At 40.2% G+C, this 21,779-nt stretch carries 23 protein-coding genes; 3 read left to right on the top strand and 20 right to left on the bottom strand.

Translation table 11 applies throughout. The features are described from left to right. Nucleotides 1–54 precede the first annotated feature (54 nt). The 14 genes from LQ201_RS20650 to LQ201_RS20585 form a co-directional block, all read right to left on the bottom strand. Entirely contained in the window at nucleotides 55–1,032 is a 978-nt protein-coding gene (locus LQ201_RS20650) for an integrase core domain-containing protein (protein ID WP_230145291.1), read from the bottom strand. Nucleotides 1,033–1,277: 245 nt separating this feature from the next. After that, entirely contained in the window at nucleotides 1,278–2,378 is a 1,101-nt protein-coding gene (locus LQ201_RS20645; RefSeq protein ID WP_230146683.1) for a glycoside hydrolase family 43 protein, read from the bottom strand. A gap of 21 nt (nucleotides 2,379–2,399) precedes the next feature. Continuing rightward, nucleotides 2,400–5,252: a glycosyl hydrolase 115 family protein gene (locus LQ201_RS20640; protein WP_230145293.1), complete on the bottom strand. Its 2,853-nt coding sequence runs from the start codon at nucleotides 5,250–5,252 to the stop codon at nucleotides 2,400–2,402. Between the two features lie 3 nt (nucleotides 5,253–5,255). Then, complete coding sequence (locus LQ201_RS20635) at nucleotides 5,256–6,362, bottom strand: endo-1,4-beta-xylanase (protein ID WP_230145294.1); 1,107 nt, start codon at nucleotides 6,360–6,362, stop codon at nucleotides 5,256–5,258. Between the two features lie 37 nt (nucleotides 6,363–6,399). Further along, nucleotides 6,400–7,239, bottom strand: a complete 840-nt coding sequence (locus LQ201_RS20630; RefSeq protein ID WP_230145295.1) for a sialate O-acetylesterase — start codon at nucleotides 7,237–7,239, stop codon at nucleotides 6,400–6,402. An 82-nt stretch (nucleotides 7,240–7,321) separates the two neighbouring features. After that, a complete protein-coding gene (locus LQ201_RS20625; RefSeq protein WP_230145296.1) occupies nucleotides 7,322–8,401 on the bottom strand; it encodes an endo-1,4-beta-xylanase in 1,080 nt (359 codons plus the stop codon). A gap of 299 nt (nucleotides 8,402–8,700) precedes the next feature. Continuing rightward, nucleotides 8,701–9,582: a glycoside hydrolase family 43 protein gene (locus LQ201_RS20620; protein WP_230145297.1), complete on the bottom strand. Its 882-nt coding sequence runs from the start codon at nucleotides 9,580–9,582 to the stop codon at nucleotides 8,701–8,703. Nucleotides 9,583–9,969: 387 nt separating this feature from the next. Beyond that, complete coding sequence (locus LQ201_RS20615; RefSeq protein WP_230145298.1) at nucleotides 9,970–10,527, bottom strand: ferritin-like domain-containing protein; 558 nt, start codon at nucleotides 10,525–10,527, stop codon at nucleotides 9,970–9,972. Nucleotides 10,528–10,626: 99 nt separating this feature from the next. Then, the gene (locus tag LQ201_RS20610) at nucleotides 10,627–11,424 is read right to left on the bottom strand and encodes an inorganic diphosphatase (RefSeq protein WP_230145299.1); all 798 of its coding nucleotides are present in this window, start codon (nucleotides 11,422–11,424) and stop codon (nucleotides 10,627–10,629) included. A 26-nt stretch (nucleotides 11,425–11,450) separates the two neighbouring features. Next, entirely contained in the window at nucleotides 11,451–12,128 is a 678-nt protein-coding gene (locus LQ201_RS20605) for a DUF6766 family protein (RefSeq protein WP_230145300.1), read from the bottom strand. A 9-nt stretch (nucleotides 12,129–12,137) separates the two neighbouring features. Continuing rightward, nucleotides 12,138–12,626: a CinA family protein gene (locus LQ201_RS20600; RefSeq protein WP_230145301.1), complete on the bottom strand. Its 489-nt coding sequence runs from the start codon at nucleotides 12,624–12,626 to the stop codon at nucleotides 12,138–12,140. A 189-nt stretch (nucleotides 12,627–12,815) separates the two neighbouring features. Next, a complete protein-coding gene (locus LQ201_RS20595) occupies nucleotides 12,816–13,097 on the bottom strand; it encodes a hypothetical protein (RefSeq protein WP_230145302.1) in 282 nt (93 codons plus the stop codon). 110 nt (nucleotides 13,098–13,207) lie between these two features. Beyond that, nucleotides 13,208–14,752, bottom strand: a complete 1,545-nt coding sequence (locus tag LQ201_RS20590; RefSeq protein WP_230145303.1) for an FAD-dependent oxidoreductase — start codon at nucleotides 14,750–14,752, stop codon at nucleotides 13,208–13,210. Nucleotides 14,753–15,851: 1,099 nt separating this feature from the next. Further along, nucleotides 15,852–16,772: a diacylglycerol kinase family protein gene (locus LQ201_RS20585; RefSeq protein WP_230145304.1), complete on the bottom strand. Its 921-nt coding sequence runs from the start codon at nucleotides 16,770–16,772 to the stop codon at nucleotides 15,852–15,854. A gap of 65 nt (nucleotides 16,773–16,837) precedes the next feature. On the opposite strand from LQ201_RS20585, the gene surE reads away from it, so the two are divergent. Beyond that, nucleotides 16,838–17,566 carry a 5'/3'-nucleotidase SurE gene (gene surE, locus LQ201_RS20580; protein ID WP_230145305.1) on the top strand — a complete coding sequence of 243 codons (729 nt, stop codon included), beginning with the start codon at nucleotides 16,838–16,840 and terminating at the stop codon, nucleotides 17,564–17,566. A 57-nt stretch (nucleotides 17,567–17,623) separates the two neighbouring features. Here the strand turns inward: surE and LQ201_RS20575 are convergent, their stop codons facing one another. Continuing rightward, entirely contained in the window at nucleotides 17,624–17,824 is a 201-nt protein-coding gene (locus tag LQ201_RS20575; RefSeq protein WP_230145306.1) for a hypothetical protein, read from the bottom strand. Nucleotides 17,825–18,101: 277 nt separating this feature from the next. Here LQ201_RS20575 and LQ201_RS20570 point away from each other — a divergent pair, with 277 nt between their 5' ends. Continuing rightward, nucleotides 18,102–18,605, top strand: a complete 504-nt coding sequence (locus LQ201_RS20570) for a hypothetical protein (protein WP_230145307.1) — start codon at nucleotides 18,102–18,104, stop codon at nucleotides 18,603–18,605. 102 nt (nucleotides 18,606–18,707) lie between these two features. Here LQ201_RS20570 and LQ201_RS20565 read toward each other — a convergent pair whose 3' ends face one another. From LQ201_RS20565 to LQ201_RS20550, 4 genes are all read right to left on the bottom strand, one after another. Beyond that, nucleotides 18,708–19,088, bottom strand: coding sequence for a response regulator transcription factor (locus tag LQ201_RS20565; RefSeq protein ID WP_230145308.1), 381 nt, complete (start codon nucleotides 19,086–19,088; stop codon nucleotides 18,708–18,710). A gap of 58 nt (nucleotides 19,089–19,146) precedes the next feature. Continuing rightward, the gene (locus LQ201_RS20560) at nucleotides 19,147–19,422 is read right to left on the bottom strand and encodes a hypothetical protein (protein WP_230145309.1); all 276 of its coding nucleotides are present in this window, start codon (nucleotides 19,420–19,422) and stop codon (nucleotides 19,147–19,149) included. 117 nt (nucleotides 19,423–19,539) lie between these two features. Then, complete coding sequence (locus LQ201_RS20555; RefSeq protein ID WP_230145310.1) at nucleotides 19,540–20,274, bottom strand: DUF72 domain-containing protein; 735 nt, start codon at nucleotides 20,272–20,274, stop codon at nucleotides 19,540–19,542. A 38-nt stretch (nucleotides 20,275–20,312) separates the two neighbouring features. Continuing rightward, nucleotides 20,313–20,609 carry a hypothetical protein gene (locus LQ201_RS20550; RefSeq protein ID WP_230146682.1) on the bottom strand — a complete coding sequence of 99 codons (297 nt, stop codon included), beginning with the start codon at nucleotides 20,607–20,609 and terminating at the stop codon, nucleotides 20,313–20,315. A 240-nt stretch (nucleotides 20,610–20,849) separates the two neighbouring features. On the opposite strand from LQ201_RS20550, the gene LQ201_RS20545 reads away from it, so the two are divergent. Then, nucleotides 20,850–21,323, top strand: a complete 474-nt coding sequence (locus LQ201_RS20545) for a PleD family two-component system response regulator (protein ID WP_230145312.1) — start codon at nucleotides 20,850–20,852, stop codon at nucleotides 21,321–21,323. Between the two features lie 246 nt (nucleotides 21,324–21,569). On the opposite strand, the gene LQ201_RS20540 is transcribed toward LQ201_RS20545, so the two are convergent. Further along, nucleotides 21,570–21,752 (bottom strand): hypothetical protein, encoded by a 183-nt coding sequence (locus LQ201_RS20540; protein WP_230145313.1) that lies wholly within the window; start codon nucleotides 21,750–21,752, stop codon nucleotides 21,570–21,572. Nucleotides 21,753–21,779 lie beyond the last annotated feature (27 nt).

The following is a 21,779-nucleotide window of genomic DNA, read 5'->3' as shown; positions in this document are numbered from 1 at the left end:
TTCGTCGTTCCTCCTCGCAATTGTAAAGGTTTAGTAATTCGGTAACGAACTAGTTTATTTTTTGTTATTTATATTGACCATTTCCACAGGCTTTTTACCATTAATTCCTTGGTGTGGTCTTTCCCAGTTATAATATACAATATACTTTAAAAGTTCGTCCTGCAATTCCTCTAGGCTATCAAAGTCTGTATCTTCAATGAGATCCTCTTTTAAGGTTCTCCAGAAGCGTTCAACCTTTCCGTTTGTCTGTGGCCGATATGCCTTGGTGTAACGTCGTTTGATCCCGGTTTCCATCAGCATCCTCTCAAAGGGATGGTTCTTTTTGTTCTGACTGATTGAGGGACCGAACTCTGGCCCGTTGTCAGCAATCATCTCCTCAAAGAGTATCCCAAATTCCTGTTTGAGCATCTGCATGCAGCGCATACCAGCGAACATGGTGGTAAGAGCGGTAATGTCTTCCATTACCTCTGCCCAGGCCAAACGTGAATAATCATCGAGGACACACAGCAGATAAAGCTTTCTATTTTGTCCCCTGATTACACTTTTACTAAGATGGTGGCAATCAATATGTCCCAACTGGCCCATATACTCCTTTATGATCTTTCGTTTAACTTCTTTTTCGGCCGACCTCAAATGGTTCTGACCGTGACGCTTGAGGATATTGTATACCCCAGATGCCGATGGCGTAAATTTATCTGATTTTTGTTGAAGCTGACTGGCTATTTCAAATTTATTACAGCCAAGTTTACGAAGATCAAGCACTTTTTGTTCATCCTGTAGGTCGGGACGTCTTGTACGGTACTTAGGACCACGCTTCGCTGGGAGCAGGTCCAGTTCATTGCCCGATTGCTTGAACCTGTTGTAATACTTCAAAAAACTTCGCGCATCAGTATCATGCGCAGAGTAGAAGTCTTTTACAAGTTTAAAATTGGCGTGCAGACCAGCTTTTACCTGTTCATATTCTGTGATCAGGAAACGGTATTTGTTCAGGTAATTACGCTTTAAGGTAAGATCATTCGTGTTTATTCGCATAAATCAATCATTAGCTAATACAAAGCTAATTCTGTTACCGAATTACTAAACCCTTACAGCAATGACGACCTTTCTTTTGGATCCGTTATTGACACCCTAGTCGAAGGGCATTATCGCTGTATTGCGTGTTTTTGTCCCCAGATTTCTCATTTGCCAATTCTTGAAACCTGGGGATAATAGCACTACCGGGATTAACTTCATCAATCGCTTCAATTCCCCATAACAACCTTATTTTCAACTTATACTTATTCAACCCATGGTTCAATCATTTCGATAGTTCCATCGGCATTGTGCTTTAATTCGGTCACTTTCACATTTCTAAGGTGTGTTTTGCCCGAAAGCTGGGTGTCGTGGTAAAAGATATACCATTTGCCTTTTATCTCTAAAATGGAATGGTGGGTAGTCCAGCCTTGAACGGGCTTCATAAAAGTGCCTTCGTAAATAAATGGCCCATAAGGTTTGTCGCCAATCGCATAAGCTAAATAATGGGTATCGCCTGTTGAATAAGTGAAATAATATTTACCATTAAATTTGTGCATCCAGGCACCTTCAAAGAAACGTCTGTCATGGTCATTAGTAAGTAATGCTTTTCCTTGTTTATCTACCAGCCGAACATCTTTCACTTCACCATCAAACGATAACATATCGCTGCTCAATTTCGCTACCTTAGCGCTCAATGCGGGTTCATTTTCTTTCTGTGAGTCGGTTTTAGATCCATTTGCATCGTATTTTCCGTTGTTCCAACGCTGCAACTGCCCTCCCCAAATTCCACCAAAGTACATGTAACTGGCACCATCAGTATCTGTAAACACCGCCGGATCGATACTATAACTTCCTTTAATAGGTTCAGGTTCAGCCTTAAATGGTCCTGCCGGATTTTTTGATGTAGCAACACCTATTCTAAATACATCAGATTTATCTTTAACCGGGAAATACAGGTAATAGGTTCCGTTTTTAAAGGCAGCATCCGGAGCCCAAAGTTGTCTGCCGGCCCATGATATATCTTTTATGCTTAGTGCCACACCGTGATCAGTAACTTTACCGTTAACACTGTCCATGCTCAAAATGTGGTAATCCCTCATGTCAAAATGATCACCATTATCATTTTCAGGAGTGCCAGCCTCGATATCATGTGAAGGATAAACATAAATTTTCCCATTAAAAACGTGCGCAGATGGATCGGCCGTATAAATTTTGGAGATTATAGGCTGCGATAAATAGCTGGTTTTTTTAGGCGTGTTTGCCGTTTCCTTCTCCTTTTTTTGGTTTGCTTGCTGGCAGGAGCTGGCGATAGCCATTCCCATAATGGATGTAAAGAGGGTGATTTTTTTTAATTCGTTAATCATGTTGCTCATGGTTTTGGTAATTTAATTTTCTGTGCTTTTAATGCTTTCCGGTGGTCCTAGGTAACTTGGTTTTAATGCTCCAAGATCTAGTACTAATTTTTGCAGTACCACGCCTGGATTAATCATCCAATAGTTGATGGTGTGTTTTCCGGTTTTGTTAAAGGCAAGGGGCGTTTTAAAAATTTTGATGTTGTTGGCTACCGATTGTCCCCAGGCATAATCGGAGGTATAATCCTTGCTGATATTAACTACTATGGGAGCTTGCCCGTCTACTGACACGGCGAACTTTAGTCCATCTTTCCCGGTGAAATCAATAGTAGGGGAGATAAAGGTATTTAAGGTAAAATTGCCCGTTTCAGTTACAAAAATATCGTAAGCCAAATGTGGTGAGCCTTCGCCAGGTTGCTGAATTGGTGAAGTTACGGGTGTTGCGATTACTCCACCTCTGGTTTTTCCGTAATTGGGGATGGTTTTCCAAAAAATAGGTCTGCTGTTTACCGCTCTGCTATAACTTGTCGCTTCCATCGAAATGTAGCCCTTATCAGGGAGGAATAAATTAGCAGGTAAGTCAGTTGGTATAATGTTTTCGGTTTTAATGGGGATGGTGATGCTCGATTTATCACTGCCAGAAACGAGAATTTCACTTGTTTTGGTGTTTTTTGGCGCTTTATTCCAATCGATGCTGATCTGAATTTTCTGATCATCGTTAAGTGTTCCCTTTTTGCTGCTTAACATAACAAAATCAGGCGCTTTGATGTCGTATTTCATTTCACCCGCACCTGTTCTAAAAATTTCGAGCGTATGCGATGTATTTGCAAGCGCTGAAAAAGTGAAGCCCTGCGCTACCTTTGTTTTTCCAGTAAAATGGAGCTCAGAGTTTTCCAGTGAAACACCAAGGGTGGTCGTAGTATTGTTAATCAGCGTAGTTTTAGGGATAATATTGCTATCGGGCTGTTGCCAGGAAGTATAACCGATATGCGTTTGATCCATCATATGGTCCCATTTTCCTCCAGCCATTGTTTTATTGTAGTAAGTGCTGATTTCGGCATCCCGCTTAAAAAGAGAATCGACTTTAACGGCCAAACTATTGGTAGAAAATCTGCCCTGTTTGGCATATAGTTTGTTTTTGGCTACCGCGAGATACATTTCATACAAATTAGCCACAGCCTCAATGGGGTGAAGAACCAGTTGGTAATAGGCATCTTTTTGATTGTCAGCTAGCTGGTTACTGGTGCTTTTAGCTTGTTCTTTAAGTTTTCTAAAATCAGCGGTAACTTGTTCGAACTCGTTATAGTTGCTTAAACTATAGGTATTTGCATGAAGTAGTTCTGGTTTAATTCTGCCTGCGTTTTTTAGGTAAGTATCTATATGGTTGGCAATTGCTGCGGCGTGTTCATTCCCAAACTGGTTGGCCGACCAATTAGTTGTGTAATCCATTAGTTTATCGGCCGGGATGGCGTCAGGATTCCAGGCATAATCTAAAAAGAATTGGATGGGGAACTCCATTGGTTTTAAATCGCCAACGTTTACGATCCAGATCTGATTGGCATCATGTTCGTAAGCCAATCGCATCTGTTCCCAAATTTTTTGGATAGGGTTGGTGTTTACCCATTTGTAGTTTCTGGGGCCACCCACGTAATCGAAGTGATAATAAATCCCATAACCGCCTTTTCTGGGCGCTTCACCTAAACCTGGCAATTTTCTAATGTTGCCCCAATTATCATCGCATAAAAGCAAAGTTACATCATCGGGAACGCGCATCCCTTTGTCGTAATAATCCTGAACTTCCTTATACAAGGCCCATAGCTGTGGCGTTTGCGCTGCGGGTTTTTTGGTTACTTTTTCAATTATTTCACGTTGATCTTTTACAATTCTTTCCAATAGTGCGGTAGCTGTGCCTGTAGACATAGGCTCGTCGCCATCGCCACGCATGCCAACAGTAATGATCTGTTCTTTATCGGCTACACGTTGCAGACCGCTTTCCCAAAATGCACGTAACTGTTCTGGATTTTGATCATAGTTCCATTTGCCGCCTTTATATCTTTTCCATTCATCATGGGCCCGTGTTAAGGGTTCGTGATGAGAAGTTCCAATCACTACGCCATATTCGTCGGCTAAAACAGGGTTGAGTTTATCGTCGTCGTTAAATGCACTTCCCCACATGGCGGGCCATAAATAATTTCCTTTTAAGCGAAGAATCAATTCGAATACCTTCTCATAAAATTTATGGTTAAAACCTCCAAATTCTTTTCTGCTCCATCCCGAAAGTGCGGGCGCTTCGTCATTTAAGAATATCCCCCGGTATTTTACCGCAGGTGAAGAAATTACATGACGCCCTGCAATAACATAGAGCGAATTGCTTTTTTTTACCGGAACATCAGCCCAATAATACCACGGCGAAACACCAATTTGAGCAGAAAGCTCGTATATTCCATATATAGTTCCCCGTTTATCGCTTCCGGCAATTACTAAAGCAGAATCTACGCCCTTAATTGGGTTTTTAACCACCTGGATTATGGTGGCCTCCCATTTTCCGGCAATTTCGGAGACATTTAGACTATGGTTCCTGATTATTTCGTCGATGATTTTGCTGTTGCCGATAGTGCCGATAATGATCGGCATGCCGCTTGTTTTATCCGTTAAAAAATCGGGTTCAAGTCCACTTACCTTTTTAATATCGTTTTGAAGATTTTGGGCAGCACGTATAGCGCCTGGCCATTCGTTGGCACTTACTAAAATAGATGGGACCTTACCTTTGCTCACCACAGCAAAACTTCCAGGCAAATAAGTATTTACAGTAATTGGACCGAGCCCAGCGGCTTGGGCAATGAGGACGTTGAAAAGGAGTAAGATTAACGGAAATATTTTCTTCATTACTTAAAATTTAATAACGCTCCAATAGGCTTTTTTAGGTTTTAATTGCGTGTCGAAAAGTAAGGGGTAATTTTTGCGGCCAGGTACCGGATAACCATCCAGCCAGGTACGGCGATCAGAAATGTTCCAGAATGTAACGTTGGTGATTACGTTTTTATACTTTCTGAACACATTGAACACCATTTTGTACTTTGCAACCTGCCTGGCTTCAAGTTCGGCGGTGTAAGCATCGCTTTCATCCGCACGTTTGGCGCGTTTATTTTTCTCCCATGGATAAATGGAAAGATCTAACTCGGTAAACTGTATTTTAAGGCCTAAAGATGAATAGCGTTCAATTGCTGTAACGAGTTCACTTTCACTAGGTTCATAGATAGACCAATGCGCTTGAAGGCCAACCCCATCTATAGGTACACCTTTGTCTTTCAGGCTTTTGAGCAACTTGTATACGCGTTCTCTTTTCTCTGGCCTTTCGGTATTGTAATCATTGTAATAAAGCTTTGCATCGGGATCGGCGGCGTGTGCATATTCAAAGGCTTTGATGATAAAGTCTTCACCACAGATCTGGTACCATTTCGAATTTCGTAAGTATTTTGTAGAATCGTCATCAATAGCCTCATTCACAACATCCCAGGCATATATTTTTCCTTTATATCGCCCAACTACGGCATCAATATGTGCCTTCAATCGTTGTAACAATACTATTTTACTTACTTCCTTTCCCTCTTTATCTGTGAAAAACCATGAGGGTGCCTGTTCGTGCCAGCATAAATTATGGCCACGTACTTTGATGTTATTTTGCGTTGCGAAGCTGATAATCGAATCGGCTTCCCGCCAATTAAATTTCCCCTCTATAGGCTGCATCGACTCCATTTTCATGTCGTTTTCTGCTGTAATGCTGTTAAAATGTTTTTTAATCAACGCGCTTTCCGCTCCGCTCAGATTTCTTTTGCCAACGGCAACACCGATCGGGAAGTAATTTTTGTAAAAATCTTTTAAACCCCTGCTATCTGTTTGATTACTGGAAAGCGATTGACCCGTTTTACATCCTCCGAAGGCCAGTACGAAGAATAGAAATAGGATATAACTTGAAAATATATTTTTGGCACTCATTGTATCTTGATCAGTTTGGAAAATTTAGGCTGTTTGATTATTTTTTGCCAAGTAAGCTCAGCATCTTTTCTCCATATCTTTTGCCTAACATGCGGTAGCCTTCGGCAGAAAAATGTAGATTGTCCGCTCCATCGGGGCATCCCGCAGAAGAAATAACATGTGCATTGGGGATGGTTTGCGGTAAAGTCGCAATAATAGTGTTCATGCTGGCACAAACTCCGCCCTGATCGGCATTTACCACTTCTCCGGCCAATAGCGGTGTATTTTTAGCTTCTAATTTTAGGTCTTTTAATAAGTTTTCGTACACGCCCTTTACTTTTTCTGGCCAGGCTTTGTCGCCGGTATTTGATTCTCCCTGATGTAACAATATTCCTTTGATTATGCCACTTTGCTGTGCAATTTTAGCCATCTCTACCATCCGGGCATAGGGGTTCCCCTCGTATTCAGCTAACATACCCTTCATCCAATCTGGTGCTGTTGCGGTGTAGGATTGGTAATTTTCTTTGTCGAACAGTTCAATTTTACATCCGCCTATGGCGACATTGATTACACCGATTTTAATATTTTTGGGCAGGTTGGCAACAAGTGTCCGACCGAAATAATCTACCGGGCCCAGTCCCGTTTTACATCGTGTTAGCGGTGGAACCGCGGTATACCATTTGCCTTTTATACGGTTTAAGTTATCGCAATTAACGGCTTCCAACAGGCGAAACCGTTGGTCAACTGCTGTAGTATCTTGCGTTTCAAATTTGGCGGCACCTTCCATGTTCGATTGTCCAAAACATAGAAATATATAAAAATTCGAATCTTGTGAAAATGAGGGAATGCTGATCAGCAATAAAGCTGCGCAAGTAAAGATGGCACGGAGTTTAATCATATTTGGTTATAGTTGATCGTAATTGATGTATACTGATGATTTAGCAGTACATCTTGCCTTTAATCATCAAATGCTTGTTTGTTTAAAACTTTGTAACCTCGTAGTATGCTTTTTTTGGTTTTAAATCGGCATCAAATAGTAATGGAAAGTTTTTCCTACCTCTGGCATCAAGCCAGCTATAACGGTCGGAGAGGTTCCAAAAGGTGACACCTGTAATGTTTTTTTTATATTTTCTGAAGACCTCAAAAACCATCTTGTATTTTTCCAATTGCTGTTGTTCCATTTCTGGTGTAAAAACAGCTGCATTAGTGCTTTTTTCGCCTGTAATCATCTGGCCGCCCTGTCTTCCCGAATACACGGAAATATCCAGCTCGGTAAATTGGATCTGAAGACCAAGAGATGAAAACAATTCAATAGATTTTTCAAGTTCGGAGCGGGTAGGGGTGCTGATCGACCAATGCGCCTGTAATCCAACGCCATGGATGGGAACTCCTTTGGCTAACAGCTTTTTAAGCATCTGATATATCTTTTCCCGTTTTATAGGATTTTCCGTATTATAATCGTTATAAAACAACAGCGCTTTTGGATCTGCCGCATGTGCATCCCTAAATGCTTGTTCAATGAATTCCTCTCCTGCAATGTTATACAGCTGAGATTTTCGGAAAGTGCTGGTGTCATCTGCAATCACCTCATTCACCACATCCCAGGCATAAATTTTCCCACGGTAGCGTGATACAACGGTGTTAATATGGTTTTTGATCCTGGAAAGTAATACCTCTTTAGTTACCTGGTTTCCTGTAGAGTCTTTAAATAGCCATCTTGGCGTTTGGGCATACCAGACTAAGCAATGACCCCTTACTTTGATCTTATTCTGTAGTCCAAATTGAACAATTGAATCTGCAATTTTCCAGAAAAATCTATTTTCAAAGGGGTGTATTGGACCCATTTTCATTGCATTTTCTGCCGTGATACTATTAAAATGTGTTAAAATCAGGGCTTTTTCTTGATTATGGAGGTCGCTCGGCTTAACGGCAACACCTATGGGGAAATAATTTTTATAGTAATCTTTAAGCCCGCTGGCTCTTTTATACGCACTTAAGGTTAGGATTCCTAAGAAAAGAAATAGCAAAATCGCTAATAATTTATTCGGCTTTCGGCTCATAATCTGGTTTGATGATCAGTAGGCTAAATTATTCGGATTGTGGCTATGGGAATAGTTTATTTCGTCATTTTTACTAGTACATTTGAATAATCGGGTGTTTTTTTGTAGCACTTGTTTGTTTCACGCTTCTCCTGTAAATACAATTGCAGCGATCTGGATTAGAACCGCAAATCATTGCTGAAGTGTATTAGGATGGTGTTTTTGTTGGCCAGATTTGACATCTAGGTCAAATAGAGCATTAATATGAAAGTAGTAGGGGGGATATTTCCGTGAAAATTGCCGGCTTTGGCCAGGGAGCGCTAGCATAATCCTTCGCTGGTCATTAGCACCCGCTTGATTGTCCCATTTGGATTATAATAAAGATAATCCACGCAGACCGAACGCCTGTGACTGCCTCCGCCTTTTAATGCACCGTTATGATAAAAGAAGTAGTTTTTTCCTTTGAATTCGACAATGGCAGGACGGTTTGTTTCGCAGTTTCCAGCCAGCTCATTCAATATTCCTTTAAATATCCACGGCCCATGTATGCTGGGGCTCATGGCATAGGCTACCTTTTCCGGATTGCCATAACCGTAAGTTAGGTAATACCAGTTGTTGCGTTTAAAAACATGAGCACCTTCAGAGAAACCAGGTAGCTCAATCGTTTCGATTTTGCCCTGCAGGCCGAGCATATCGTCACTTAATTTAGCGAAATAACACTGTTGGTTACCCCAGAAGATATAAGCCTGCCCGTCTGTGTCAATGATTACGGAAGGATCAAGGTTTGCCATCGGATTTTTGTCGGAAGGAATATCATTCCCCGTGATGAGTGCCGATCCGATTGCATCACGGAAAGGACCCGTAGGTGTTTCTGATATTCCAAGTGCAATTGCTTTGCCTGGTATGTCGCGATGGGATACTGCAGCAAACCAATAAAATTGCTGTTTGTTAAAAATTACACAGGATGCAAATGCATCCCCGCTAGCCCAACTAAAATCCTGTGCCTGTAATGGTATCAGATGTTCTTCCCAGTTGATCAGGTCAGCAGAAGAAAAGCAGAGCCAGTTGCGCATGATGTAGCTTTGTACACCTGGCGGTGCTTCATCGTGCCCTGTGTATAAATATACTTTCTGATCGTATAACAAAACGGTTGGATCAGAAGTAAATTTGTGGCTGAATATTGGATTTCCTGTGTTGATCATATCATTTGCATAATAAATAACGCTTATATGTCCGTTATTGTTGGATGGATGTGATCTGATAGATTTCTTTCGCAGTGGATAAGCTTCCAAGGATCGTCATTGCGAGAAGGCTTTTCAGCCGACGAAGCAATCTTACAACGATCGCTACCAGCGTGCGCATTAAGATTATTCATTTGTGCCGTTGTTTTTAAAGGCATTCATGAGCTCAATCGTTCGGTTATCTTCGTTCCTCGCAATGACGACTACTCTATTGGAGTCTGTCATTGATAGCCTGTCGAAAGGCCTGTTTAAATACCCTTAAAGGTGTTTAAGCAGGCCATTCATAGGAGTCCTTTAGACAACATGACAGCATCTGAGGTGAAATTACGTTTATGATACACACTCTTTTTATTCTGCAACGGCCTCTTCATTAACCGCATTGACAGCAATCTCGGTGAGTGCTACATCGGTTGCCTTTTCATTTTCAAGGGTCTGAGAAAGCAGTTCGGCAATGTCCGTGTGTCCGATATTTTCGGCAAACACCCTAAGGGTACCATAGGTTGCAATTTCATAATGTTCCACTTTTTGAGCCGCCAGGATAAGTCCTGCATCTCTTATCATCGTACCTTTGTCGGTATCAGCGATAATTCCATCGGCCTCTTCCAGTAAACCTGCCATTGCATCACACTTTTTAGCCGCTGGTTTTTCACCTAAAAGTCCAAAAACTTCTTCCAGTGTAGTCACATGTTGTTGGGTTTCAGTTGTGTGCTTTTCAAAAGCAGCTGCAAGCTCAGGGCTGGTGGCCGCTTTCTGCATTTTTGGAAGCGCTTTAGCAAGGTGTTTTTCTGCCCAATAAATATCCTTTAATTCATCAATAAAAAAATCATGGAATTCAGAATTTTCTATTTTTCCTGTTTTAGATGTAGACTTTGAGGCTTTGTTGCCCGCTGTTTTTGTAGTTGCCATAATTATATTTTAATAGGTTTTTGATGTCTATAGAACAGGTTGGAATTTCAAATGGTTTTATGTATTTCATTTTAAGCGCGCCCTGATGTATTCAGTACTTCAGATAACCGCAATATCAAATACTCTGATCAGTATTTCTTTTTGATGAAACTGTTTTTCGAGTTTACTTTTGATGGCTTTCCAAAATTCTTTATCAAATAATGCTACCATAACTTCAAACACAATCATTTTATCTTTTTCCAGCCTTGTCTGGTCCTGCCATTTACCTAACACGGGTTGGTGTGCATAGATACTAAGCCCACCGAATTTTTTTATCAGGAGCTGCTCGAGTGTTTTTAGTCTTGTATCAGCAGAAGGAAGGTCTGTAAAGGGCAGAAACAATTGGATGAGTTTCTGTTTATCAGGATTTTTTCCATAGCTTTTCTCGATCAGTTTGAAGGCCTGATCAGTTTGGATATGCCCGAGTATATCAAAAGACTTTTCAGCTTGTTTATTGTAGTTTACAAAAAATTCTTCTATAGCCGTCAATAACCCCGATGGGAGATCCTTTAATGAATTTATTTTTGCGTATGCTGTACTTATGTTAGCTATCGCGATAAAACGATCGTTACGTATTGTTTTTCCATTCCGCTCGCGCTGTTGAGCCTTTATCCCTCCAATTATCCTGCATTCTACCGCACAGCCTGTAAAATTTTTGAGTTCGGAGATGACCACGATATCAAGGGGATCACCGTCTTCTCCTACAGTTCCGGGTAAAAAGCCAAAATCAAAAGGAAACACCATCCCCGCAGGCAATAATTTGCTCAGGATAAAAATATTGCTCTTGGGTTCATAATCAAATTTCTGGCGACTGCCTTTTGGGCTTTCAATAATGGCCTGTACCAATCTATCCATCATGGTCAATTTTAATATTTCTGATCTTTTTATTTTCCCGTTTCCATATGCGGCGCATCTACCGGTTTAGATTCTGGAGAGCCTTTCTGTCTTAAGAAAATGGTAAATACCACAATAGCAGCTACTGAAAGGAACTCACTTTGCCAGTTTTGAAAGGTCTCGAACCAAAAGTTGGCCTGGCCAAGATAGGCGGTCATGGTATCTGTTGCTTTACCTTTTAATATTTGCTCAGCGTTGTGATCTCGCCAGCTACCATAAAAATGGAGGTACCAGCTTAACAGAAAAAGTATGCTAAAAGCAATAGAAAGCGAGTTGGAGTACAGCTTCAAGATCAGCCCGCCCTGGCGTACAGGCCATGGGGCACGCTCCGAGGCAACAGGCTCGCGGTCTACCTCTTCTTCTTCATCAAGTTTTTTAGACTCAGCCGAACCGATCTGACGCAATTTTACGGTTAGCAGCACATAAAGAACCATTTGCAGAAATTCGCTTTCAAAATTTTCGAAAGTGGCAGAAATAAAATGCCCGGTATGAAGGTAATTATTAAAAGAGATCGGAGAAGCTCCCTCGTCGCTGAGTTCACTATTGTGTTCTTTCCAGCCGGTAATCGCCTGTGCCAGGAGTGTAAAAACAAATAGGCTGATAAAGGTTATGGAGAGCCCATTTCGGTACAACCAGGTCTTTTTTGGAAATACTTTCTTTGCTTTCATATCTATTTGTTAGTTATCCGCTGAAGTGAGGTAATCTTCTAACATGGTTGCGCAAGTCAGTACTGTTGCTGCAACAATTTCCTCACGACTGCCGGTAAAGTTAAGCCTTTCTGAAAAAGCCAGTTCGTTATGGTGCGTAGCGTAAATAAACATGGTGCCTACCGGTTTTTCCTCGGTTTCACTTCCCCCGGGAGCTGCAAGTCCGGTGATGCCGATATGGATGTCTGCAGCTATCAATTTCGAGAGTCCCAGGGTTATGGTCTTCGTAACCTCCATTGATTCAGGGGTATAGGTCTTGATCAGCGAGGCGTCAACCTGTAAAAGATCTTCTTTTAAACAGGCATCATAACAGGTAATACCTCCTTTAAGGAATTTACCCGCATCTTCTATCATCGAAAAATCCGCTGAAAGCCGGCCTGCGGTTGCACTTTCAGCAAAAGCAATGGTGAGGTTTCTGGCAATAAGCATTTTGCCTACATTTTTCATCTTGTTGTCCATTATAAAAATCTTATTTTGGCCACTACATTAACAGACCCGTTTGCAGGTGTTTGCAAATCCTGGTGCTGGTAGTGCGGAGGTCTCTTGGCCTAAATAACAACCCTTATGGATAAATGGTTTTGAGTAGCCTGGGGTTAGAACGGAGCTTTTGTGATAAACAAAATGAGGATCTGGCCAAAGCTTCTATTATCACTGATTTACAAGGTGATTTTCAATTTCGCCCGCAATGAGGTTAATTTCATGAATACCTAATGAGACCTGTGCCACTTCTGAATTCAGTTTATGGTCGAAATATGCTAGCATTCCAGGATCAATCTCTTCCTGTTGGAGCAGTATCCAGTCCAGCTCCATTTTTCTGATGGCACCAAGGATACCGCCAAAATAAACGATTATATAATAATCTTCCTTTGGAATAATGGTCAGGGTTATTTTATCATCACCATGATCGATCTGAATATTAAATGGAACCATAAAATTACAACCCTAATGTTGATGGATTTGTTTGGACATTGATCTTTTTTAGTCGCCCTTTGTAACGGTCCAAATCTTGATTTATACCTGAGCTTATTTTATCAGGCTTGTTAAGTCTTATGGATTTCTATTCTCTCCAACGCTTTCCTTGGTGGCCCGGTAAGCACTTTACCATCAGTAGCATATCTTCCTCCATGACAAGGGCAGTCCCAGCTCTTTTCACTGGCGTTCCAGTTAACAATGCAACCGGCATGTGTGCACACAGGGCTTAAAGCGATAGCCTTGCCGTTTGTATCTTTATATAAAGCGAGCTTTTTGCCATCTAATTCTACTATTTTGCCTTCATCGTTGTTTAATTCTTTTGTAGACTGGATAATTTCTGTTCCAAACCGGTCAGCAACGAAATGATAGGCCACATCTGCATTTTCCTGCACAAAATCCATAAAACCAGAAACGGGTTTCAATCGCGAAGGGCTGAGCAGTTTCGCAAGATCGTTTTCAATACCCAATATCAAATCGGTCAAGATCATTGCCGAAAGACTGCCGAAGATCATACCATTCCCGTTAAAACCTGTTGCTACATAGCTGTTCGCATCACCACCCGGAAACTGGCCAATATAAGGCAGGCCATCTACGGGAACATAATACTGTGATGACCACCGATAATCGATTGAGCTGATGTCAAAGTTTTCCAGTGCATATTTCTCTAGCGCCGAAAAGGCCTTTTCCGGATCATCGTGCCCCGTCTTATGGTCAGCGCCACCAATTAACAGGTATTGATCTCCATCTATTTCATGACTTCGGAAGTAGTGGTAAGGCTCTTGCATATCATAAGCCAGGCAGTTGGGGTAATCTCCGTTTTTAAGTTTAGCCGCAAGTACATAACTTCGGTAAGGTGCATTTCTGAGCGACAGGATATTAATTCCAGGCGGAATGTGTGTAGCCCATACCAAATTCCTGCCTTGAACGGTTACATTTCCTGCATTAATATAGTGAATATCGTTTTTATACGCACTGTTTTCAACAAAGGTATGCTCCAGGATATCTCCACCCAGTTTAAGGAATTCTCTGGCGAGGCCAAGTATATATTTTATGGGATGGAATTGTGCTTGCTCTTTAAATAGTAATACGTGTTGGAAATCGATTGCAATGCCATTTTCAAATACTTCACTTACCTTAACACCAGCCTGCTGTGAAGAGGAAAGGATGGATTTAAGCTGCTCGGTCTCTTCCTCGTTCTGAGAAAAGAGGAAGGCATCTTTGTATTCAAAGTCTGCATCGATTTCGAGCGATTTGATATTACTGCCGATCATTTCGATTGTTTCTTTTGTAGCACGCGCAAGTTGGGCAGAGGCTTCTTTTCCAAAATCGCTATCGATCTCCGGATAGGTGGCATCCAAAAAGGTATTTAGGTGTGCGCTTGTACCACCTGTTGTACCGAAGCCCAGATTTTGCGCTTCCATCAAAAGACATTTTTTACCTTTTCGCTGTAGTTCAAGTGCAGTAGTTACACCTGTAATTCCTCCACCAACGATTACTACATCGTAAATTGTATTTTCTTTGAGCGGTTTGATTTCCAGGCGGGGATGCGAAACCTGCCATAGACTTTCATTTTCTCCGTCCCTGGCGGACGTAAGGTCGGTACGGTTTTTCATAAGCTGTTTTTATATTAAAACAGGAGGTAAAGCGCAAAGGTTTTTGAATTGTACGCGTTTTTCCGGAGCTTATCTTTTTACCTTGAACAGAAAGTTGTTCTTTTTGGATAAAAAAGGCTGGTTAATTTCTATAAATCTTTGATGAGTAAGATGATCGGTAACGGTGGTTTTAAATGGCGCAAAACATATAAAAACTGCCATCTAGAAATTGCCAACTGTTTTTTATTTTCTTATCGTCATGCTGAATTTAGTTCAGCATCTTTCATGCCTTTTTTTTTTATTGTTTTTTGAAAATGAGTGTGCAGTAGTTCTTCGGGTCATGCAGTCTCGCTTTGCGCTGTATCCCCAATGAAGGATTGGGGGATGCCGCTTCAATCGAGTTTAGATTGAAAGGCTGATTTTTATTATGCCATGCAAAATTACTTTTTTAATATAAAAAAAATTAGTCAACAAGCACTCTTTTCGGAAATAAGCTTAAAGTATACTTGAGATAGCAGCATCTAAAGTTTAAGACCCTGAAATAAATTACCTTCGGTGAGCTCGCTTAAGGCTCGGTTTACTGCGTAGTTTTCCGCTGCGCAACAGGTCAGGGTGACGACCACTTGTGTAAATCAGCTATATTTCAAGTACAAAGAAACTGTCTAAATTTGATACAATTATTTTACTTATCTAATATTTTTGTCACACTGAGGGGAGTCGATTGCTTTTAATATATCGAAAAATAGGTCTTCGACTACGCTACCATTGACGTTATTTTGTAAATCATTATTAATCAATATCTTAACGACTTTCGCATTTTCGTCCAGCTAGGCCATAGCACTGTATCCTCGTTCTACTTAAATCCGGCCTAACAAATTTTTCGGGCTGCACTGTTCTAGCCGCACACCTGCCTTCAAAAGAAAAATTTTCAGCCGGCATTTTTTGTTTCTTTTTGATGCCAAAAAGAAAGAGCCCTTCGGCGGCGGCGAGCCGAGGCAAGGATAAGCTTTGGCAAAAAATAATCAATTATGTATGTCACTTATATTGGTTTTTATGAAATAAATTAACCCCTTAGACTCACATACTAATAATTCATAATAAAATTTAAACAGGCTCTTATTTATTTAAGTTTTTCATTTTCAACCATTATTTCTACAAGGCTGTGCATCAGGTTTACTTTTAAACGGCTCTTTTTGATGTCATTTATCAGCTGGTCATCTACGTGCGCATCTTTTCCGTCCCATTTTATCTTTAAGTGTTTTGTTCTTATCGGCGGTACTGGAAACACCACATCTTTTCCTTTTGCAACCTCTGCAATATAGTTTTTTAGGATTTCCCTTTGGTTTTCTTCTACAATTACCACATCGAAAAAACCATCGCTGGGATCAGCATGTTCACTTAACCTCAAATTGGGGCCAAGGCGCGAAATATTCATGATTTCGACCATGATACATTTTTTTCTTATTTTTTTATCCTCTACTTCTATGCTACAAGTGTGAGCAGCATAGGTTTCGGAGATTGCTAATAGCGTATCCAGTGCAATTTCGAATTCATCCTCAGCCGTTTTGATTGCTGTTGTATCCATACCTTCAAGCTTTTGCATCAGTTTAGGGAAAATACCAAAGCCAAAAGATTCGATGAAAAACAGTGGTTCTGTCGTTCCGGTAACCTGTCCAATATCAAATTTCCGCAGATTGTAATTAGACCAGGAAGCTATATTACGGTCCAGATCGTCAGAAATACCAAGAGAGGTTGCAATATTATTTGCTGTACCAAAAGGAAGAAGGGCTACGGGCCGTTTGTAACGCAGTTTTTTATCAAGGAGTTTGATAATCGTTTTTTTTATGGTTCCATCGCCACCGGCAATGGCAATAAATGAAGTTTCGGGGCGGATATCTTTTAATGAACGTTTTTCAGAAGATGCATAATCTACCGAAAAGCCGTGGCGCTCGATGGCAGACGCAAGTTCTTTTTCTGAAAGTTTTTGTTGTCCTGCTCCAGGATTATGGATTACGTGAACTAAAGGCGCTGGCTTTTTCATCTTTATTTGAACAATATAGGCCAGACTTAGTTTTATTAAGAGGTATAAACAGTAAAAAAATAGACATGAATATCTTAATCACCAATGACGACGGCATTTACAGCCCCGGAATAGCAGCACTTGCCAACATTGCCAAAGCTTTTGGCACAGTAAGAATTGTTGCCCCTGATGTAGAACAGTCATCTATGGGCCATGCCATAACACATTCACGGCCTTTAAGCTACAAGAAATCGCCGATTGCTTTTGAGGGTATAGATGCTTTTCGCGTAAACGGTACACCGGCCGATTGTGTTGCACTTGGCCTGCACCTCTATCCTGATACCAATGTGGTGCTTTCGGGGATTAATATGGGCCCTAATTTAGGCAATTCAATGTGGCATTCGGGTACATTAGCTGCGGCAAAACAAGCTGTTCTTTTGGGCGTAAAAGGCATTGCTTTAAGTACGCCTGTTGGGCGTACCGAACCTGATTTCGAAAAACTGAAACCCTTTGTGGTAAGTTCGCTCGAGGAATTATTTATAAACAACGAGCTTGCCCTGTATAATGTTAATTTTCCGCCAGAACCTAAGGGTATTAAGTGGACACGGCAGTCTGTGCGCCTTTATGATGGAAATGTTGTTCCAGGAGAAGACCCGATGGGGCGGAAACATTTTTGGATTACGGTAACTCCGCTTGAGCCAGCCGAAGAAGACACCGACCGTTGGGCCGTTGATCATGGTTATGTTTCTATTACGCCATTGCGGTTAGATCTAACCAATGAGGTTGAGCTTGTAAGTCACCTGATGTCTAAATAGCTTAAATTTTTCGGAAAAATTGTTGATGCATTAAAAAAGGCCCGTGAGGGCCCTTGCTTAATGCACTGGATTGGTTTTTTGCATGGTGTCACGTTTGAGCGTGTCACGTTTGGTGGTGTCTTTTTTAGACGGCCATTCTTTGCTTTTCTTTGCAGGTTTTGTTTTTTCTGTCTTTTTTTTGGTGGTGTCTTGCCGTGTTTGTGCAACCGATGCCAGGCAGATTGAGCAGGCCAGCATCATCATCATAAGTTTTTTCATAAGAATAGAATTATTGTTAAAATACTAGCAATAAAACAATTGTGCTTTTGTGAAAGTTTTACGAATTTTTCTTTTTGAATTCTTTTTAGTCTGTGTAATTATTCACTACATAACCATCAGAATTTTTTATGCATTTCTTTTTTGGATCTACCAGTTAATTTTATAAAACCATCTCTGTTTTTACTTTGTTTTATGGGTGAAAACCAAATAAATAAACGGAACAATTTTGTGCTGGTTTATCGACTGGTAAATTAATATTTGTAAAAGCGTTAAAATCATGAAATATCCTCAGTTTTGTCTATTTCTTATTGTTTCGCTGTTTTTGCTTGGCTGCAAACATGATCGAACCGAATTTGCCATGCACGATCGCGAATTTACCGACTCGGTATATCCCGAAATGCAATATCAGCAGCAGTTGAACCTTGAGCTGCAGAAGATGGCTGATGCGCCAGAAATTAAGAATGTAGGCATCAGGAGAGGGAATGAAAATCAAGCCTATATTCAGCAGTTAGCTGCAAATACAAATACGCAGGATCAATTTTCGCAAACTTCGCTCAAAGAACAACACTTGCAGAAACTAACACTATTGCGTCAACATAATCCAGTCCAATTTGAACAGTTACATTCACTCCTCATCGATTCAGACCAAAAAATGATTGGCTTTCATGTAAAAGCTACTGGTTCTACAGGATTGCTTAACCCTGATTTGAGGGCCTGGGCTGAAGCAAAAATTGCCCATTGGACGGCAGACCTGAATGAAATCCAAGGCTTAAAAAAATAAGCAAAGCTGATCTTGCCACCCCAGTTTTTATCGTTCTGGTGTTTACTGTATAATGATATAAAGTTTTATTCTAACCTGGCTGATTTAAGTTTAATTAAGCAATTATGTATCCTTTGCAGCACTTTTTAAATTTAACAGATCGACAATCTTTTTTAATAATACAAAGATATCAAAGGGTTTTACCACAAATTCTTCGGCATTACATCCGCTGCTCATTTGTTGTATATCGGCATGGGCACTCATCATTATTATTGGTGTTGCGGCAGTTTTAGGATCAGCCTTAAGCAGTTTACATACCGCCATGCCGTTGCCGTCGGGCAGCATTACATCCAATAAATAAAGGTCTGGATTGATATTTTTTCTGCTCAGAAACTCGTTAACGGTAGTATAACATGCTACCTGGTAGCCCTCTTCTAAAAGCAGGAACTGTAATATATCTCTTATCCCTGCATCATCCTCAAGTATACAGATCAGTTTACTCATAAAGAAATAGTTTGTACACTAAAATTTGTTCATTAAAAATGGTATTTGCGTTTTTACGTTATGCTGTAGGGGCATTTTTTTGATCTTTATTGTTGCCTTCTTCATACCTGTCTTTATCCTTTTCATCTTCGTGTACAATAAGCGAATGGGGGGTGGCCGCGGCAGGGTTCGCACCTGTGCCATCGGTTTTGGGCAAACTTAAAAGATCGTTGTTATTGGTTAACGACGTGTTTTTTATGTCAGTATTACCCAAAGCGATTTGATTTAGCTCTTTCTGGTTTTTCCGTTGATTGCCTTTCTCAAGGTCTTTTCTGTCGTTTTTGGTATTTGCCATAATGCGATTTACTTTGTTAAAATAACAGAACCATCTGATTAAAAGTTTTAAGCAAAGCGAAAATTAACCAACATAAGCTTGGGTACTTTCGCTTATTTTTTTGCTAAATTATTTTTGTTATGCCGGGCCGATCATTTTTTTTATTTCTAGCGCGTTAAAAGCAGCATAACCTGCCTGGTCATTATCGAAATAGAGGTACACATCTTTTCCTTCTTTCATCCACGAAATCAACATGTTGTTCCACTTTGTTAAGCTATGCTCGCTGTAACTTCCCTGATATTTTCCTCCAGGGCCATGTAATCTGATATACACAAAATCTGCTGTGCTCAAAATGGGAGATTGATGCCCGGCCAGCTCATAAATGCAAAAAGCACAGTTATATTTGGCGAGCAGCGTAAATACATCATCATGATACCAACTTGGATTTCTGAATTCGAAAGTATATCGGTGCTTTTTAGGGAGCATTTCTAAAAACCGCTGCAGCCTTTCTGTATTTAATTGCCATTTAGGCGGGAGTTGAAAAAGGATAGGTCCCAGTTTGTTTTCCAGCCCTTCACTGGCTTTTAAAAAATCGAGGATTTCGGCCTTTTCCACATTCAATTTTTTGAGGTGGGTAAAATATCTATTGGCTTTAACAGCATAAATGAAATTTTTCGGACTTTGCAATTCCCATTGCTTAAAATTATCGATGCTGGGTTGGCGGTAAAATGAATTATTCAGCTCTACAGTATCGAAATGTTCGGTAAAATATTTAAACTGATCTTTCTTTTTAAGGTCATCAGGATAAAAATTGCCCTCCCAATGGCGGTATTTCCATCCCGATGTGCCGATGTATGCTTTTCCTAATTTCATATTTCGTTATCAGTTTGTTTGCATTTTGCTGCTACCTGTTATTCAATTTCTCCATCAGCCATGCCATCTAAAAACCAGCCAGACCTGTATTCGAATCTTGCTGATGAAGTTTTCGATTTATTGGTAACCTTGCCAATAAAATCATGGGCAATATCGCCTTCGCTTTCCAAAATTTGTTTGGCCAGGTTAGCATATTCATTTAAATCCAACCCATCGTTAATAATATAGGTCAATTCTCCGTTTTCGCTCCATAATGATTCAATTAATCCATCATCAAATTTTTTCTTTAATGTATTCAAATCTTCTTGGTTATGATTTAAGGGTAGGTCTCTCATCGTTTATCATTATTTTAAGTTGATCGCTTAAAGCTGCATTTATTAATAAACAATAAAAAAGCGATGTTGGTTCGGGTTGTTTTTATTTTTATGGCAGGAATATAAGTTTAGCTTATTCAATTAATGTGCTGTGCTTAAACGTTTGTATTTCAGGTATTTTACTTTTTTAAAACAGTATTAACCACATTGCAGAAGGAACTGTATTTTGGTAAATTGCTTAAAAGAGTTGTCAATAAGATTATGGAAAAACGGGTACAGTTCATTGCAGTTGAAAAACAGGTGCATTTGCCGCAGCGGCTAATGATTATTGAGGATGATCCCGCACTTTCTGAGGTGCTCGGAAATCTTTTTACCGATATGGGATTTTACTGCCGTATAGAGACAGATGCTCCTGAAATGGGTGTAATAGAGGCATTCAGGCCCGACCTCATCATAATTGACTACCATTTGCCGAAGGTAAATGGTGGAGAGATTTGCACAGCACTTAAAGAAAATGAGCATTTATCTAAAATTCCGGTGGTAATCATTTCTGCCTATAGCAGTATTTTACTCCAGTTGGAGGGAAGTACATTTGATTGTTTTATTGAGAAACCTTTTAGTATTGAAGAGATATTAAAGCCTGTAAAACGTTTATTGCTTAAAAAAAAACCGAAGAAGTTAAACAGTAACGCTATGCTCATGTATTTTAAGCCCTGGCGTGTAAAATTTAACTAACCTTCCAATCTTTTAACATGAGTTCGATTATCAAATCTCATTTTGTGACGTTTTAATCAAGTTTTCTGTTAAGGCGGTCGTCACCCTGAATTTATTTCAGGGTCTTTCACACAAAAAAGATGCTGAAATAAATTCAGCATGACGATAAAGCGGGATTAGGCATATATAAGATATGATTTTTAGCAAATAATTATCGAACTCAGGTTTTTAATAGAACGCTTAATTAAATACCAACCGTCATTTAAGTTAGATATCTGTAATTTTCTGGCTTTTAGTAATTCCAAATTTTGCATATTCACCAATAGGCGTCGCCTGTGGAAATTCTCTCCGGTCTACTATTCTGCCATTTTTAAGCAAGCCACCAAAACCACTCAAATAAATGGAGCGTATTTTAAGAAGTACCGCTAATTTTTCTCTTTTATCTACCATTGCTTTAATCACTAGGATATACGCAAA

It is taken from the genome of Pedobacter sp. Bi126 (assembly GCF_918698245.1).
In the GTDB taxonomy this organism is placed as follows: domain Bacteria; phylum Bacteroidota; class Bacteroidia; order Sphingobacteriales; family Sphingobacteriaceae; genus Pedobacter.
Note: the sequence above shows the minus strand (reverse complement) of the source record. Positions and strands in the feature narration are given on the sequence as shown.